Consider the following 13,900-nt stretch of genomic DNA (forward strand, 5'->3'; position numbering starts at 1 on the left):
GTTTCGCCGCCCGCAGAGCCCCTGCCGGCGGCGAAACGCATTCCGGTCCTGCGCCAGTTCGAGCTGATCGAGGCGGTCAAGGCCTATGACCCCACCGCCGACGAGGCCCTGCTCAACAAGGCCTATGTCTATGCGATGAAGATGCACGGCTCGCAGTTGCGGGCCTCGGGCGATCCCTATTTCGCCCACCCGATCCAGGTCGCGGGCATCCTGACCGACTACAAGCTCGACACCGCCACCATCGTCACGGCCCTGCTGCACGATGTGGTCGAGGACACCTCGGCGACGCGTGACGACATCGCGGCCATGTTCGGCGAGGAGATCGCCGTCCTGGTCGAGGGCGTGACCAAGCTGTCCCGTCTCGAACTTCAGGCCGAGCACACCCGCCAGGCCGAGAACCTGCGCAAATTCATCCTGGCCATCTCCAAGGACGTCCGCGTCCTGCTGGTGAAACTGGCCGACCGTCTGCACAACATGCGGACGCTGAAATACGTCAAGCCCGAGAAGCGCGAGCGCATCAGCCGCGAGACGCTCGAGGTCTATGCGCCCCTGGGTCGCTCCATCGGCATCCACTCGATCGCGTCCGAGCTCGAGGAACTCGCCTTCGAGCACCTGAACCCCACCGCCCGCACTGCCATCGAGCGGCGGCTGGAAGCGCTGAAGCTTGAACACGGCCGCGCCACCGAGGTCGTGGCCCACGAAGTCGAGCAGGTGCTGTCCGAGGCCGGGATCGTCGCCCGCGTCTTCGGCCGCCAGAAGACGCCCTACTCGATCTGGCGAAAGCTTCAGCGAAAGACCGTCGGCTTCTCGTCCCTGTCCGACATCTACGGGTTCCGCGTGATCGTGCCGTTCGAGGACGACTGCTACCGCGCGCTGGGCGTCATCCACCGCGCCTGGCCCATGGTGCCCGAGCGGTTCAAGGACTTCATCTCGACGCCCAAGTCGAACAACTATCGATCCCTTCACACCACCGTCGTGGGCCCGGGCGGCCTGCGCATCGAGATGCAGATCCGCACCGAGACGATGGACCGGATCGCCGAGGACGGCGTCGCCGCCCACTGGGCCTACAAGAACCAGTCCTACGGTCTGGACAAGGAAGCCATGGCCGCCGAGGGCGGGCGCGATCCGCTCCAGAACCTGCGTCACCTGGTCCAGGTGGTCGAGCACGGGGAGGGGGGCGAGGACTGGGTCGAACACGCCAAGCTGGAGATGTACCTGGATCAGGTCTTCGTCTTCACGCCCAAGGGCCGGCTGATCACCCTGCCGCGCGGCGGCATGGCGCTGGACTTCGCCTATGCCGTTCACACCGAGGTCGGCGACACGGCCGTCGGCGTCAAGATCAACGGCGAGCTCAAGCCGATGCGCACCGCCCTCCAGAACGGCGATGTGGTCGAGGTGATCCGGGGCTCCAAGCGCGAGGCCCCGGCCGACTGGCGCTCCCTGACCGTGACCGGCCGAGCCCGTTCGGCGATCCGCCGCCACATCCGGGGGGCCGAGCGCGAGGAGTTCCTGCGTCTGGGCCGCGCCAGTCTGGATCAGACCGTCACCAAGGCCGGCAAGGCCCTGGAACAGGTCTCGCTGAAGCCTGTGCTCGAAGTCCTCGGCGTCGCCACCGAGGCCGACCTGTTCGAGGCGATCGGACGGGGCCGGATCTCGCCGGTCAAGGTCGCCGAACTGTTGTTCCCCGCCCTGATGGGCAAGATCAAGCCGGCCCAGCAGCGCAAGCCCATTCAGGACGCGCGCGCCCGCCTGTTCGTGCGCGGCGGGGGCCTGACGCCCGGCGTCAGCGTCCATTTCGGGGCCTGTTGCACGCCTCTGCCCGGAGACCGCATCGTCGGTATCCTGGAGCCCAACAAGGGCCTGACCGTCCACACCATCGATTGCCAGCAGCTGGCCGAATACGCCGACGACGACACCGTCTGGCAGGACCTGCAATGGACGCCCCAGGCCGAACAGAGCGCCCTGGGCATCGCGCGGTTGAAGGCCACGGTGCGCAACGGCGTCGGCGTCCTGGGCCAGGTCACGACCCTGATCGGCGATGCGGGCGGAAACATCCGCAACCTGAACCTCTCCCATCGCCACCAGGACTTCTTCGACCTCAACTTCGACGTCGAGGTCGAGGACGCCAAACACGCCACCATGATCATGGCCGCCCTGCGCACCAATCCATCGGTGGACACGGTTGAGCGGCTGAAGGGCTAGGGCTAAGAGCCCTTCCATGAACACCGAAGACGTCCTGAACGAGTTCCGCGCCGCCGGTGCCCTGCGCGAGGGGCATTTCGTGCTGTCCTCGGGGCTGCACAGTCCGGTATTTCTGCAGAAGAACCTGGTCTTCATGCACGCCGACCGCTGCGCCCGGCTGTGCAAGGCCCTGGCCGAGAAGATCACGGCCACGGTCGGCCCGGTCAATGTCGCCATTTCCCCGGCGGTCGGCGGCATCATCCCCGGCTATGAGACCGCCCGCTGGCTGGGCGTCGCCTCGCTCTACGTCGAGCGGGAAGGGGGCGTATTCAAGCTGCGGCGCGGTTTCCAGATCGAGCCGGGCCAGAAGGTGGTGATGGTTGAGGACATCGTCACCACGGGCCTGTCGTCGCGCGAATGCATCGCCGCGATCAAGGAGGCCGGAGGGGAGGTGGTCGCTGCCGCCTGTATCGTCGACCGCTCGGGCGGACGGGCCGATGTCGGCGTGCCCCTGATCGCGCTCGCGACCCTGGACGTGCCGGCCTATCCCGCCGACGCCCTGCCGCCCGAACTGGCCGCCATCCCGGTGCAGGATCCGGGTAGCCGGCGGCTGGCCACGGCCTGAAAATGAGCGAGCGTCTGCGCCTCGGCGTCAACATCGACCACGTCGCGACCGTGCGGAATGCGCGCGGTGGCCTCTATCCCGATCCCGTCCGGGCGGCACGCGAGGCGCTGGCGGCCGGGGCCGACGGCATTACCGCCCACCTGCGCGAAGATCGGCGCCACATCTCGGACGGCGACATCGACGGCTTGTCGGCCCTATTGAACGCCGAGGCGCGGCCGTTGAACCTTGAAATGGCCGTGACCCAGGAGATGCTGGCCATCGCCCTGCATCACCGGCCCCACGCCGTCTGCCTGGTGCCCGAAAAGCGCGAGGAACGGACCACCGAGGGCGGGCTCGACGTCGTCGGCGGCCACAACTGGATCACCCCCTTCGTCGGGCGTCTGAACGAGGCCGGGTCGCGGGTGTCGCTGTTCATCGGCGCTGACCCAGCCCAGATCGAGGCCGCCTACCGGACCGGGGCGGCGGTGGTCGAGCTTCATACCGGGGCCTATTGCGACGCCGTGCGCGAGGGCAGGCCGGAGGAGGCCGAGGCGGAACTGGCATCGCTGTCGGCCGGCGCGGCCCTGGCCACGAGCCTCGGCCTTGAGGTCCACGCCGGGCACGGCATCGACTACGAGACCGTCGCCGCCGTCGCTGCCATCCCGCAGGTGATGGAGCTGAACATCGGCCATTTCCTGATCGGAGAGGCCATCTTCGTCGGCCTGGGCCCCGCCATCGCCCGGATGAGGGCTCTGATGGACGAAGGCAGAGAGATCGCGGCGTGATCATCGGCGTCGGCGCCGACCTATGCGACATCCGCCGCATCCAGACCTCGCTCGACCGCTTCGGCGACCGGTTCAAGGCGCGCTGCTTCACCGAGATCGAGCGGACCCGCTCTGACCGCAAGCCCGACGCGGCCTGGAGCTATGCCAAGCGGTTCGCGGCCAAGGAGGCCTGCGCCAAGGCGCTCGGGACCGGGATGCGCCGCGACGTCTACTGGAAGGACATGGGGGTGGTGAACTTGCCCAGTGGCCAGCCGACCCTTGCCCTGACCGGACACGCCGCCGAGCACCTGGCCCGCCTGACGCCACAGGGGCATTGCCCTCACATCCACCTGACGCTCAGCGACGAGCACCCATACGCACTCGCCTTCGTGGTGATCGAGGCCTTGCCGCTGTCGTAATCAGGCTATAGGTGCGACGACCGACAACGCCGCCGAATGGGGGCTGGGGACAGGCCTTTCCGACGATGAGCGAAGACCACAAGCCGCACGCGCCCGACGACGCGCCGCAGCCCGTTGCGCCGGACGACCACGGGGTCATGCCGGCTCATATCGAAGCCACACCCGAAGCTGCGTCCTCCGCTCCAGTATCAGACCTGCCGGCGGAAGCCCCGGTCGAACCTTCCGTCGACCTCGAACCGTCAGCGCCGGTCGTGTCGTCTGACACGGTCAGCCTGGAACCGCAGGACGATCTCGCTCCCGTCGCCCCGGTGGTTGCGGCCGCCGCGACCGCTGCCGCCGTCACCGCCGACGGCAAGCGCCCGATCTGGAGCGACCAGGGCGATGCCCCGTTCGACGACGGCGACGAGCCCCTGACCCTGCGCGACAAGCCGATCAAGACGAAAAACATCAAGGGCCCCAAGCCCGTCCGCCCCGAACCTACCGCGGGGTCCGAGACGCTGGAGATCGTCAAGACGATCGTCTTCGCCCTGCTGATCGCCTTCGTGCTGCGCGTGCTGCTGTTCCAGCCCTTCACCATCCCGTCGGCCTCGATGGAGCCGAACCTGTATGAGGGCGACTACATCATCGTGTCCAAGTGGTCGTACGGCTATTCGAAATTCTCGAGCGGCCTGCCGATCAACCTGCCCGTCGGTGAAGGCCGCATCTTCGGCTCGGCCCCCGCGCGCGGCGACATCGTGGTGTTCAAACTGCCGCGTGACGACAAGACCGACTACATCAAGCGTGTGATCGGCCTGCCCGGCGACCATATCCAGATGATCGCCAACAAGCTGTATATCAACGGCGCAGCCGTCCAGGACGTGGTCATCGGCGAATCCGAGGCCGCCGACGTCTTCGGCCCCCGCTCGGTCGTTCGCGCCCGCGAGACCCTGCCGGGCGGCAAGAGCTTCAACACCCAAGACTTCGGCCCCGGCGGCGATCTGGATGACACCGGCGTCTACACGGTTCCGGCCGGCTATTATTTCATGATGGGCGACAACCGCGACAACTCGATCGACAGCCGGGTCGAGCAGTCGGCGGGCGTCGGCTTCGTTCCGGCGCAGAACCTGGTCGGCAAGGCCCAGATCATCGCCTTCTCGTGGGAGCCGGGCGCGTCGCTGCTGAACCCGGTCAGCTGGTTCACGAAGATCCGGCCCAGCCGCTTCTTCAGCGTCCTCCACTGATGGCAAACGCCAGGGCACAGGCGGTGGCCGAGCTGGTCCGCCGTCTGGGCCATGGGTTCAAGGACGCCCGTCTGCTCGACCGGGCCCTGACCCATTCCAGCGTCGGCGAGGGCGTTGCGCCCCAGACCTCCAGTGCCCCGCGCGACAACGAGCGGCTCGAGTTCCTGGGCGACCGGGTGCTGGGCCTGCTGGTCGCCGAACGGCTGCACAACGACTTTCCCGAGGCCGACGAGGGCCAGCTGTCGTCGCGCCTACACGCCCTGGTCGACAAACACGCCTGCGGGCGCGTGGGTGCCGCCCTGGGCATTGGCGAGGCCGTGCGTCTGTCGCCGGGCGAGACCAAGTCCGGCGGTCGCCGCAAGGAAGGCGTCATCGCCGACGCGGTCGAAGCCGTTCTGGCGGCGGTCTACCTGGACGGTGGCATCGACGCGGCGCGCAATGTGTTCGAGATCGCCTGGGCCGAGGAACTGGCCAAGCCGCCGGAACGGTCCCTGACCAATCCCAAGTCGGCGCTCCAGGAATGGTCGCAGGGGCAGGGGCGGCCGCTGCCCACCTATGAAATCGCGAACCGTACCGGTTCGGACCATGCCCCGACCTTCACCGTCGCGGTGACGGTCGAGGGGCTCGAACCCTTGACCGCCCAGGGGCGTTCGCGTCAGGACGCAGAGAAGGCCGCCGCCATGGCGATGCTCAAGAGAGAAGGCGTGATTTGACCGACATGACCCATAGCCCGAACCCGGCGCGAAAGGCCGGCTTCGCCGCCATCATCGGCGCGCCGAACGCCGGCAAATCCACCCTGGTCAACCGGCTGACGGGCTCCAAGGTCTCGATCGTCACGCAGAAGGTCCAGACCACACGCTTCCCCGTGCGCGGCATCGCCATCCATGGCGACGCCCAGATCGTGCTGGTCGACACCCCCGGTATCTTCACCCCGCGTCGTCGCCTCGACCGCGCCATGGTCGCCTCGGCCTGGGGCGGGGCGCATGACGCCGACGTGGTGGTCCACCTGATCGACGCCGCCTCGCACATCGCGTCCGAGGGCAAGGAGGGTGCCGCCGCCGACCGCCGCTCGGCCGAGGACACCGAGACCATCATCGAGAACCTGAAGGGCTCCGGCACCCAGGTCATCCTGGCGCTCAACAAGATCGACGGCATGCGCCGCGACACCCTGCTGGCCCTGTCGCATGCCCTGTTCGAGACCGGCGTCTACTCGGAAGTCTACATGATCTCGGCCGCGACCGGCGACGGGGTCGATGACCTGAAGGCACGGCTGGCCCTGTCGATGCCGCCCAGCGAATGGCTGTACCCCGAGGACCAGAGCGCCGACGTGCCCATCCGCGTCCTGGCCGCCGAGATCACCCGCGAGAAACTCTATCTGCGCGTCCACGAGGAACTGCCCTATTCGGCGGCCGTCGAGACCACGGCCTTCGACGAAAAGGCCGACGGCTCCGCTCGCATCGAACAGACCATCTATGTCGAGCGCGAGAGCCAGCGCCCGATCATCCTGGGCAAGGGCGGCCAGACCCTGAAATGGATCGGCCAGAAGTCGCGTGAGGAGCTGACCGAGCTGCTCGACCGGCCCGTGCATCTGTTCGTGACCGTCAAGGTCGACCCCAAATGGCAGGACAGCCGGGCCCTCTACGCCCAGTTCGGCCTCGAGTACGACGTCTAGTTCCAAGAGTTCGCGTAAAGTCCGTGTTCCATGTCCCCCGCCGCGCCGGGAACCATCCCCGTCGCCTCGCCGCCGTCCTGATCGTCCTGGTCTGCGGCGTCCTGGCCCTGGCTGCCTGGACCGGTGTGCGCACGGCCGAGCCGACCGCGCTGGCTCAGGCACCCGTCGCCGAGCTCAAGCGCCCGCCGATCGTCCCGGTCGATGACCTGCCGCAACTGTCGGCCAGCCTGACCGGGCATCCCCGCTTCATGGGCGGCATCTTGGTGGCGCGGGGCGACCAGGTGCTGTTCCGCTGGGTCCAGGGGCCGGCCAATGCCGATGAAGGCCGGCCGCTGGCGCTCGACACGCCCTTCCGACTGGCCTCCGTGTCCAAACAGTTCGCCGCCGTCGCCATCCTGAAGCTGCAGGACGAGGGCAGGCTGACCATCAGCGATCCGGTCTGCAAATGGATCCAGCCGTGCCCCGCCGCCTGGGCCAACATCCGCATCCACCACCTGCTGAGCCACACCTCGGGCATCCCGGACCTGATGGCTCGTCCGGCCTGGGGTCTGAGGCGGGTGGCGCCGACCAATCTCGCCGAACTGACGGCTGATTCCGCCCGTTATCCGCTCCAGTTCGAGCCCGGGACCAAGATCCGCTACAACAATGCCGGCTTCAACCTCGCCGCCGCCATCGTCGAGAAGGCCAGCGGCATGCCTTTCGAGACCTATCTGAACACGGCCCTGTTCGAGCCCCTGGGCCTGAGCCACACCGGTCTGGGCGAAACACCGGGCCTCGCCATGGGCTACGCCAACTTCCCCAGCGGCCTCGCCGCCCAGCCCCAGGCGAACGTCAGCGTCGTGACCGGAGCCGGGGCCCTGTATTCGACGCTGGACGACATGCTGGCCTGGCAGAGGGCCTTGCACGGCGGGCGCATCCTGAGCCCCTACGGCTACGCCCAGATGATCGCCGACCATTCGCCGCCCGACACCCCCGACGAACGTGGCCGTCCGCATCGCGCCTGGGGTTACGGCATCTTCGCCAACCGGCTGGGCCGACAGGTCCAGCCCGCGTTCGAGGCCCAGCAGATCTATCACACCGGTAGCTGGTCCGGGTTCCGCAACCTGGTGATCCATCAGCCGGAAGAGGACATCACGGTGATCGTCCTGTCGAACAACTACCACCAGCGCGACGAGGTCTTCCTGCTGGCCCAGCAGGCCCTGGCCGAAGCGTTGGGACGGCCGTTCCCGACCGCCCTGTCTAGAGGCTCGCCAGCCCGCCCGGCAGAAGCGTCGCCCGCCCCGCAAGACTGAGCTCCAGCAGCGCCGCCGCCACATGGGCCACCGGTGCACCGCAGGCCCGGGCCAGTTCGTCGCGCGGCGTCGGTGTGGGCGAGAGCAGGGCGGCGACCCGTTCGATCAGGGCCTGATCCACATCGTCCGGCATGGCCTCGAACCGGTCGCCCGGCGGCTCGCGCAGGGTCCGCAGCGTCTCCAGACCCCGCCGTACATCGTCCACGCCCTCGCACAGGATCGCGCCCTGACGCAGCAGCTCGTTCGGGCCCTTCGAGCGCGGGTCGAGGGGTGATCCCGGCACAGCGAAGACATCGCGGCCCTGTTCTCCTGCCAGCCGTGCGGTGATCAGCGACCCGGACCTCAACTCCGCCTCGACCACGATCACCCCGCGCGACAGGCCCGAGATGATGCGGTTGCGCCGGGGAAAGTCCCGCGCTTGGGCCCGCGCCCCCATCGGACTTTCGGACACGACGCAACCCTGATCGACGATCTGGTCATAGAGTTCGGCGTTGTCGGGCGGATAGACGTCGTCGACCCCGCCGCCCAGCACCGCCACCGTCCCGGTCTTCAGCGCCCCCAGATGCGCCGCCGCATCGATGCCGCGCGCCAGACCCGACACCACGACGAAACCGTCCTGACCCAAGGCCTGGGCCAGCCCCCGCGCGATCCTCTGGCCACCCGCCGAGGCGATCCGGGCCCCGACCATGGCGATGGTCTCGCCGGACAACAAGGCGACGTCGCCGCGCGTCCACAGCACCGGCGGCGGCGGATCGACGGCGGCGAGCCGGTCGGGATAGGCGGCATCGCCGAGCACCAGCAGGACCGCACCCTCGCGGTCCCCCGCCGCCAGTTCGGCCTCGATACGCTCCACCGGGGGCAGGTCATATCCGGTCGATCCGGCCCGTCGTGCCAGGTCGGGCAGGGCATCCAGCGCCTTGAGCGCCGTGCCGAACCGGTCCAGCAACTGACGAAACGACACCGGCCCGACACGGTCGGTGCGCGCCAGCCTCAGCCGCGCGAACCGCTCCGCCTCGTCCAGCGGTGCGCTCACGCCTTCTTGGCGCCAATGCGAGGTTCGAGACCTTTCAGCAACCGGCCGATATTCTCATGATGCCGGATGTAGATCAGCACCGCCGTGAACAGGGCGAGGGCCGCGACAGGGTTCGGCGCGGGCAGTCCCAGCATCTCCAGAGGCAGCACCGCCAGCACCGGCGCACAGGCCGCCGACACCAGGGCCGCGAGCGATGAATACCGCAGCCCGAACGCCACCAGCAGCCAGATCGCCGCCGCCAGCAGCCCCAGCGGCCAGTGCGCCGCCAGCAACAGGCCATAGAAGGTCGCCACCCCCTTGCCGCCCTTGAACTTCAGCCAGATCGGAAACAGGTGCCCCAGAAACGCCGCGCCGCCGCCGATCGCTCCGGCCAGGTCGCTGTTGAACAGCCAGCGCGCCAGCAGCAGCGCCACCGCCCCCTTGCCCGCATCGAGCAGCAGGGTCGCCAGAGCCAGGTCCTTGCGGCCGGTCCTCAGCACGTTCGTGGCGCCGATATTGCCCGAACCGATGTTGCGAACGTCGCCTGTGCCCGCCGCACGGGTGATCAGCACTCCGAACGGAATCGATCCCAGCAGGTATCCGGCAACCGCCACGAAGGCGAGCCCGCCGATGGCCGGCGCCACGAGATCCTGCACGGTGAGTCGCTCCCCTTGGTCTTGAGCCGCAAGATGCGTCGGGGCCGGCTTGCGAGCAAGACGCAACTTGGGGTGACGCTTGACGACGCGACCGAATGTGGCACTGGTCCGCGCTCGTTCGCAGAGGCCAAGCCATGATCCGTCCAATCCTCGCCAGCGTGGCGCTGTTGTCTCTCACGGCCTGCTATGTGCGGCTCGACCGGCCGGCGGTGCCGGGTGACCCGATCCTGGCCGCCTATTTCGACTGCGTGCGCGAACGCGGCGTCGCCATCTCCGCCCACCGGGCCCAGTCCGCCGACGACCAGCCCGAGAACTCCGTCGCCGCCATCACCGCCACCGGCCGCGCCATTCCCGGTGCCATCGTGGAGATCGACGCCGTCCTGACCCGCGACGGCAAGCTGGTCCTCATGCACGACGACACCCTGGACCGGACCACGACAGGCACCGGCAAGGTCGCCGACCTGACCCTGGCCGAGGTCAAGGCCACCCGCCTGACCGCCCCCGACGGCACCCTGACCGACGAAGCCCCGCCGACCCTGGCCGAGGCGCTCGCCGCGGCCGACGCGGCCGGCACCATCGCCTCCATCGACCTCAAGCCCGCCGACGAGACCGCGACCCTGGTCCTGGCCCGCGCCGTGGTCGACGAGGTCCGACGGGTGGGCGCGCAAGGCCGCGTCATCCTGATCACCTATTCCCCCGAGACCGCCCGCGCCGTCGCCGCCCTCGCGCCCGAGATGATGATCTCGGCCGGTGCCAAGTCGATGGGCAATCTCGACGGCCTGAACGACGCCCAGATCCTCGGCTGGACCGGCGCGGGCTCGCCCGACCCGGCGCAGTGGGCCGCCCTGAAGGCGCGCGGCGTCGAGGCCCAGTTCGGCACCCTGGGCGCAGCGGGGCGTCGTCTCGACGACGTCTATGCCGCCGACGGCGACGTGTCGGAATACCGCCGCCTGTACGAACAGGGTGTCACCGTCATCGCCACCGACGCGCCTCTGGCCGTCAAGGGCGTGCTGGCCGCCGAGGTCGCGGCAGCGGCGACATGTGACAGATAACCGACCTTCTCCTTTGCGGGAGAAGGTGGCAGGCGTAGCCTGACGAATTGGGGGTCACGCCGCTGTTGACGGTCGGCCTCTCGAAAATTCACCTCTGAGGTCCGTGTGACCCCTCATCCGGCCCTTCGGGCCTCAGTCTCCCGCAAGGGCAGAAGAAAGACAGTGGAGCCCATCCTTATGTTCAATCTCACCGGCAAGACCGCGCTTGTGACCGGGGCCACCGGCGGCATCGGCGGGGCCATCGCCCGCGCCCTGCATGCCCAGGGTGCCACCGTCGTCCTGTCCGGTACCCGCGAAGCCGTGCTGGCCGGGATCAAGGACGAACTGGGCGAGCGCGCCCATTTCGCCACCGCCAACCTGTCCGACCCGGCCTCGGTCGATGGTCTGGTTGCCGCAGCAGAGGAGGCCGCGGGCGCACCGCTCGACATCCTGGTCGCCAACGCCGGCATCACCAAGGACGGCCTGCTGATGCGGATGAAGGACGAGGATTTCCAGTCGGTCCTCGCCATCAACCTCGAAAGCTATTTCCGCCTCAGCCGCGCGGCCATGAAGGGGATGATGAAGCGCCGGTCGGGCCGGATCATCGGGGTGACTTCAGTCGTTGGCGTCACCGGCAACCCCGGCCAGACCAACTACGCGGCGTCCAAGGCCGGCATGATCGGCTTTTCCAAGTCCCTGGCCCAGGAGGTCGGGTCGCGCGGCATCACCGTCAACTGCATCGCGCCCGGCTTCATCGCCTCGCCCATGACCGACGTCCTCAACGACGCCCAGCGCGAGACCATCCTGAAGAACATTCCGACGGGCCGGCTGGGCACAGGTGACGAGATCGCCGCCGCCGCCGTCTATCTGTCGTCGGACGAGGCCGCCTATGTGACCGGCCAGACGCTTCACGTGAACGGCGGGATGGCGATGATATGATGACGCGCGAACGCCGGATCTTCGTTCAGGAACCCCGGGCCGGTACCGTCTTCGTCACCGTTCTGCGCGTCCTGGCCACCATTGTCAGCGGACCCATGCTGCTGATCGGCATCGCCTGGGTGCTTCAGGGCCTGAACATCCTGCCGGGCAGCTTCATGACCGGCCAGATCATCTGGGCCATCTACGGCGCGCCGCTCGCCCTGGTCGGCGCGGCCCTGGTCTGGTGGGTCAATTCCGTCAGACGCTGATCACAGGCGCGGTCAAATACGGTGACGCCCCTTCCCAGCCCCGACGGCTGTGCTAGAGGGGCGCAACCGCAGAAGGCTTGGCTCGTTAGGGTCTTGCACAAGCGTCGCTGTCATGAGACGGCAGGATTTGAGACAACTGCCGCTTCCCCGCGGCCCCATAAGGCAGAGACCCCCATGTCCGACACCCTGGAACGCGTCCGCAAGATCGTCATCGACCATCTGGACGCCGATCCCGACAAGGTCACCGAAAAGGCCAGCTTCATCGACGACCTGGGCGCCGATTCGCTCGACAACGTCGAACTGGTCATGGCCTTCGAAGAAGAATTCGACATCGAGATTCCCGATGACGCCGCCGAACACATCCAGACGGTCGGCGACGCCGTGAAGTTCATCTCGGAAAAGACCGCCGCCTGATTTCAGGCGTGATCCGCTTCGGATCACGGGCTTTTGAACCGGCCGCCCTGTTCTCCGTCGAGGAGGGCAGGGCGGCCGTTTTCGTTTGGCGTCAGCCCGGGAAGGCCTCGCAGGTCGCGGCCTCCGGCACGAAACGATAGCGGATCGTCCGTTAGCCGCCCCTTCCCATGAACCGGGCCGTGTCGAACAAACCCGGCTCGCAGCCGCCGGCCGAGCGCCTCGTCCATTCGCCGTCGCCCATGGCGCACTGGGTCAGATAGGCGGCCTCGCCCCGGTCCGTGCCGGCGCAGAGGCGGGATCCCGCCGGGGCCGCGATCGGCTTGGACCACGCGCCTGACGGTGCGACCACCACGCCTGCGGCCGGTGCCGTCAGGGCCGCCGGCTTTGGCGCGGTCGCCGAGCGACGGCGGACCTCCTCCAGCACCGCCTGGGATCGGGTGCCGACCCAGTCGGTCAGGGTGACGCGGTCTCTCTGGGCCTCGGCGATCGTCGCCTCGTCCTCCGGCGTCAGGGCGACGCCCCTCTCGATCTTGATCCGGATGTCGCGCAGCCGGGCTGCGCGGGCCTCGTTCCGGCGCTGTTCGATCACCCGCTCCAGGCGCGCCAGTTCCTCGTCCTGCGGGCGCGGCGCGCGCAGCCAGGCGGGGATGCCCAGCCCGGCCAGGGTCTGTTCCGGCACCAGCATATTGCCCAACGCCAGAACCAGGGCGAAGGCCGGCACGGCGATGAAGACAAGCTGTTCGGCCCTCGGCGCGATCTTGCCGACCAGCCATAGCGCCAGGATGACGACGGGTGTCAGCACCAGCAGTCGCATCGACAGCCAGAACGATGTGTCGCCGGGTGCCACCGCAAACAGCACCAGCGGCGTCAGGCACCCCAGCAGCACGACCGCCAGCACCCGCGCATAGGCCAGCAGGCCCAACCTGGCCTCGTCCTTGCCCTTCCATGCCGCCAGACCGCCACCGGCCAGCGCGATCCCGATCAGATGCAGCGGATTGATCACCGCCCACAGGGCCGCCGTGCCGATCAGGGCGATCAGGGCATAGTTCCCCTCCTGCCAGCCCCAGGCCCTGAAGGCCGCGCCGATCACCATCACCCCCACCAGGGCCAGGACGGCGAATGCCAGCCGTCGGTGCAGACGGTCTATCGAGGCACCGGCGCTTTCCAGCCCCTCGTTCAGCGCCTCGCGACCGTTTCCGATCAGCCGGGCGGTTCCGTCGCCGATCCGCCACAGGGCGCGCTTGACGGGATGGGAGGTTGCAGGGTCTGCGCGTGTCGGCGTCGTCTGGACGACGGGGGCGTTCTGGGGGTCTGCCGGATCTGTCATGGTCCACCCGTGTTTGCACGACCGTAAGCGGCGCTGTGGGGCCAGATCAAGCACCCGCGTTCTGCGAACTTCCCCGATGGGGACGGCCGATGCCCTAGCGGCGCCGCTTCGCGATCCCTAT

General features: G+C 68.4%; 15 protein-coding genes. 12 read left to right on the plus strand and 3 right to left on the minus strand.

The genetic code is table 11. The features are described 5' to 3' along the window. Positions 1–21: 21 nt before the first annotated feature. The 8 genes from O5K39_RS12345 (at position 22) to O5K39_RS12380 (ending at position 8,152) form a co-directional block, all read left to right on the plus strand. On the plus strand, positions 22–2,202 hold the full coding sequence (locus O5K39_RS12345; protein WP_271147151.1) for a bifunctional (p)ppGpp synthetase/guanosine-3',5'-bis(diphosphate) 3'-pyrophosphohydrolase: 2,181 nt from the start codon (positions 22–24) through the stop codon (positions 2,200–2,202). A gap of 16 nt (positions 2,203–2,218) precedes the next feature. Next, entirely contained in the window at positions 2,219–2,806 is a 588-nt protein-coding gene (gene pyrE, locus O5K39_RS12350; protein WP_271143924.1) for an orotate phosphoribosyltransferase, read from the plus strand. 2 nt (positions 2,807–2,808) lie between these two features. Further along, on the plus strand, positions 2,809–3,570 hold the full coding sequence (locus O5K39_RS12355) for a pyridoxine 5'-phosphate synthase (RefSeq protein ID WP_271143925.1): 762 nt from the start codon (positions 2,809–2,811) through the stop codon (positions 3,568–3,570). Beyond that, positions 3,567–3,968, plus strand: coding sequence for a holo-ACP synthase (gene acpS / locus O5K39_RS12360; RefSeq protein ID WP_271143926.1), 402 nt, complete (start codon positions 3,567–3,569; stop codon positions 3,966–3,968). Before O5K39_RS12355 ends, acpS begins: the two co-directional genes overlap by 4 nt. Positions 3,969–4,414: 446 nt before the next feature. Then, positions 4,415–5,188: a signal peptidase I gene (lepB, locus tag O5K39_RS12365; RefSeq protein WP_271147152.1), complete on the plus strand. Its 774-nt coding sequence runs from the start codon at positions 4,415–4,417 to the stop codon at positions 5,186–5,188. After that, entirely contained in the window at positions 5,188–5,901 is a 714-nt protein-coding gene (gene rnc / locus O5K39_RS12370; RefSeq protein WP_271143927.1) for a ribonuclease III, read from the plus strand. The genes lepB and rnc overlap by 1 nt, the downstream gene beginning before the upstream one ends. Before the next feature lie 5 nt (positions 5,902–5,906). After that, positions 5,907–6,860, plus strand: coding sequence for a GTPase Era (gene era / locus O5K39_RS12375; RefSeq protein WP_271147153.1), 954 nt, complete (start codon positions 5,907–5,909; stop codon positions 6,858–6,860). Between the two features lie 23 nt (positions 6,861–6,883). Then, positions 6,884–8,152, plus strand: a complete 1,269-nt coding sequence (locus O5K39_RS12380) for a serine hydrolase domain-containing protein (protein WP_271143928.1) — start codon at positions 6,884–6,886, stop codon at positions 8,150–8,152. Here O5K39_RS12380 and dprA read toward each other — a convergent pair. Together dprA and plsY are read right to left on the minus strand one after the other, a co-directional pair. Beyond that, positions 8,100–9,185 carry a DNA-processing protein DprA gene (gene dprA / locus O5K39_RS12385; protein ID WP_271143929.1) on the minus strand — a complete coding sequence of 362 codons (1,086 nt, stop codon included), beginning with the start codon at positions 9,183–9,185 and terminating at the stop codon, positions 8,100–8,102. The two genes, O5K39_RS12380 and dprA, sit on opposite strands and share 53 nt — an antisense overlap. Further along, the gene (gene plsY, locus O5K39_RS12390) at positions 9,182–9,820 is read right to left on the minus strand and encodes a glycerol-3-phosphate 1-O-acyltransferase PlsY (protein WP_271143930.1); all 639 of its coding nucleotides are present in this window, start codon (positions 9,818–9,820) and stop codon (positions 9,182–9,184) included. The genes dprA and plsY overlap by 4 nt, the downstream gene beginning before the upstream one ends. Positions 9,821–9,954: 134 nt before the next feature. Between plsY and O5K39_RS12395 the strand changes: the two genes are divergently transcribed. The 4 genes from O5K39_RS12395 to O5K39_RS12410 all read left to right on the plus strand — a co-directional run bounded on the left by O5K39_RS12395 (position 9,955) and on the right by O5K39_RS12410 (position 12,452). Further along, positions 9,955–10,872: a glycerophosphodiester phosphodiesterase family protein gene (locus O5K39_RS12395; RefSeq protein WP_271143931.1), complete on the plus strand. Its 918-nt coding sequence runs from the start codon at positions 9,955–9,957 to the stop codon at positions 10,870–10,872. Between the two features lie 177 nt (positions 10,873–11,049). After that, positions 11,050–11,790, plus strand: a complete 741-nt coding sequence (gene fabG / locus O5K39_RS12400) for a 3-oxoacyl-[acyl-carrier-protein] reductase (protein ID WP_271143932.1) — start codon at positions 11,050–11,052, stop codon at positions 11,788–11,790. After that, complete coding sequence (locus O5K39_RS12405) at positions 11,787–12,038, plus strand: hypothetical protein (RefSeq protein ID WP_271143933.1); 252 nt, start codon at positions 11,787–11,789, stop codon at positions 12,036–12,038. Before fabG ends, O5K39_RS12405 begins: the two co-directional genes overlap by 4 nt. Before the next feature lie 174 nt (positions 12,039–12,212). Beyond that, positions 12,213–12,452: an acyl carrier protein gene (locus O5K39_RS12410; protein ID WP_271143934.1), complete on the plus strand. Its 240-nt coding sequence runs from the start codon at positions 12,213–12,215 to the stop codon at positions 12,450–12,452. A gap of 151 nt (positions 12,453–12,603) precedes the next feature. Here the strand turns inward: O5K39_RS12410 and O5K39_RS12415 are convergent, their stop codons facing one another. Next, on the minus strand, positions 12,604–13,779 hold the full coding sequence (locus O5K39_RS12415; protein ID WP_271143935.1) for a hypothetical protein: 1,176 nt from the start codon (positions 13,777–13,779) through the stop codon (positions 12,604–12,606). Positions 13,780–13,900 lie beyond the last annotated feature (121 nt).

Source organism: Brevundimonas sp. NIBR10 (assembly GCF_027912515.1).
In the GTDB taxonomy this organism is placed as follows: Bacteria; Pseudomonadota; Alphaproteobacteria; order Caulobacterales; family Caulobacteraceae; genus Brevundimonas.

Bases quoted from the DNA above. Each gene is read 5' to 3' on its own strand.
- O5K39_RS12355 (WP_271143925.1), top strand. From the start codon at position 2,809: ATGAGCGAGCGTCTGCGCCTCGGCGTCAACATCGACCACGTCGCGACC.
- O5K39_RS12395 (WP_271143931.1), top strand. From the start codon at position 9,955: ATGATCCGTCCAATCCTCGCCAGCGTGGCGCTGTTGTCTCTCACGGCC.
- O5K39_RS12405 (WP_271143933.1), top strand. From the start codon at position 11,787: ATGATGACGCGCGAACGCCGGATCTTCGTTCAGGAACCCCGGGCCGGT.
- era (WP_271147153.1), top strand. From the start codon at position 5,907: ATGACCCATAGCCCGAACCCGGCGCGAAAGGCCGGCTTCGCCGCCATC.
- O5K39_RS12415 (WP_271143935.1), bottom strand. From the start codon at position 13,779: ATGACAGATCCGGCAGACCCCCAGAACGCCCCCGTCGTCCAGACGACG.
- rnc (WP_271143927.1), top strand. From the start codon at position 5,188: ATGGCAAACGCCAGGGCACAGGCGGTGGCCGAGCTGGTCCGCCGTCTG.
- pyrE (WP_271143924.1), top strand. From the start codon at position 2,219: ATGAACACCGAAGACGTCCTGAACGAGTTCCGCGCCGCCGGTGCCCTG.
- fabG (WP_271143932.1), top strand. From the start codon at position 11,050: ATGTTCAATCTCACCGGCAAGACCGCGCTTGTGACCGGGGCCACCGGC.
- O5K39_RS12410 (WP_271143934.1), top strand. From the start codon at position 12,213: ATGTCCGACACCCTGGAACGCGTCCGCAAGATCGTCATCGACCATCTG.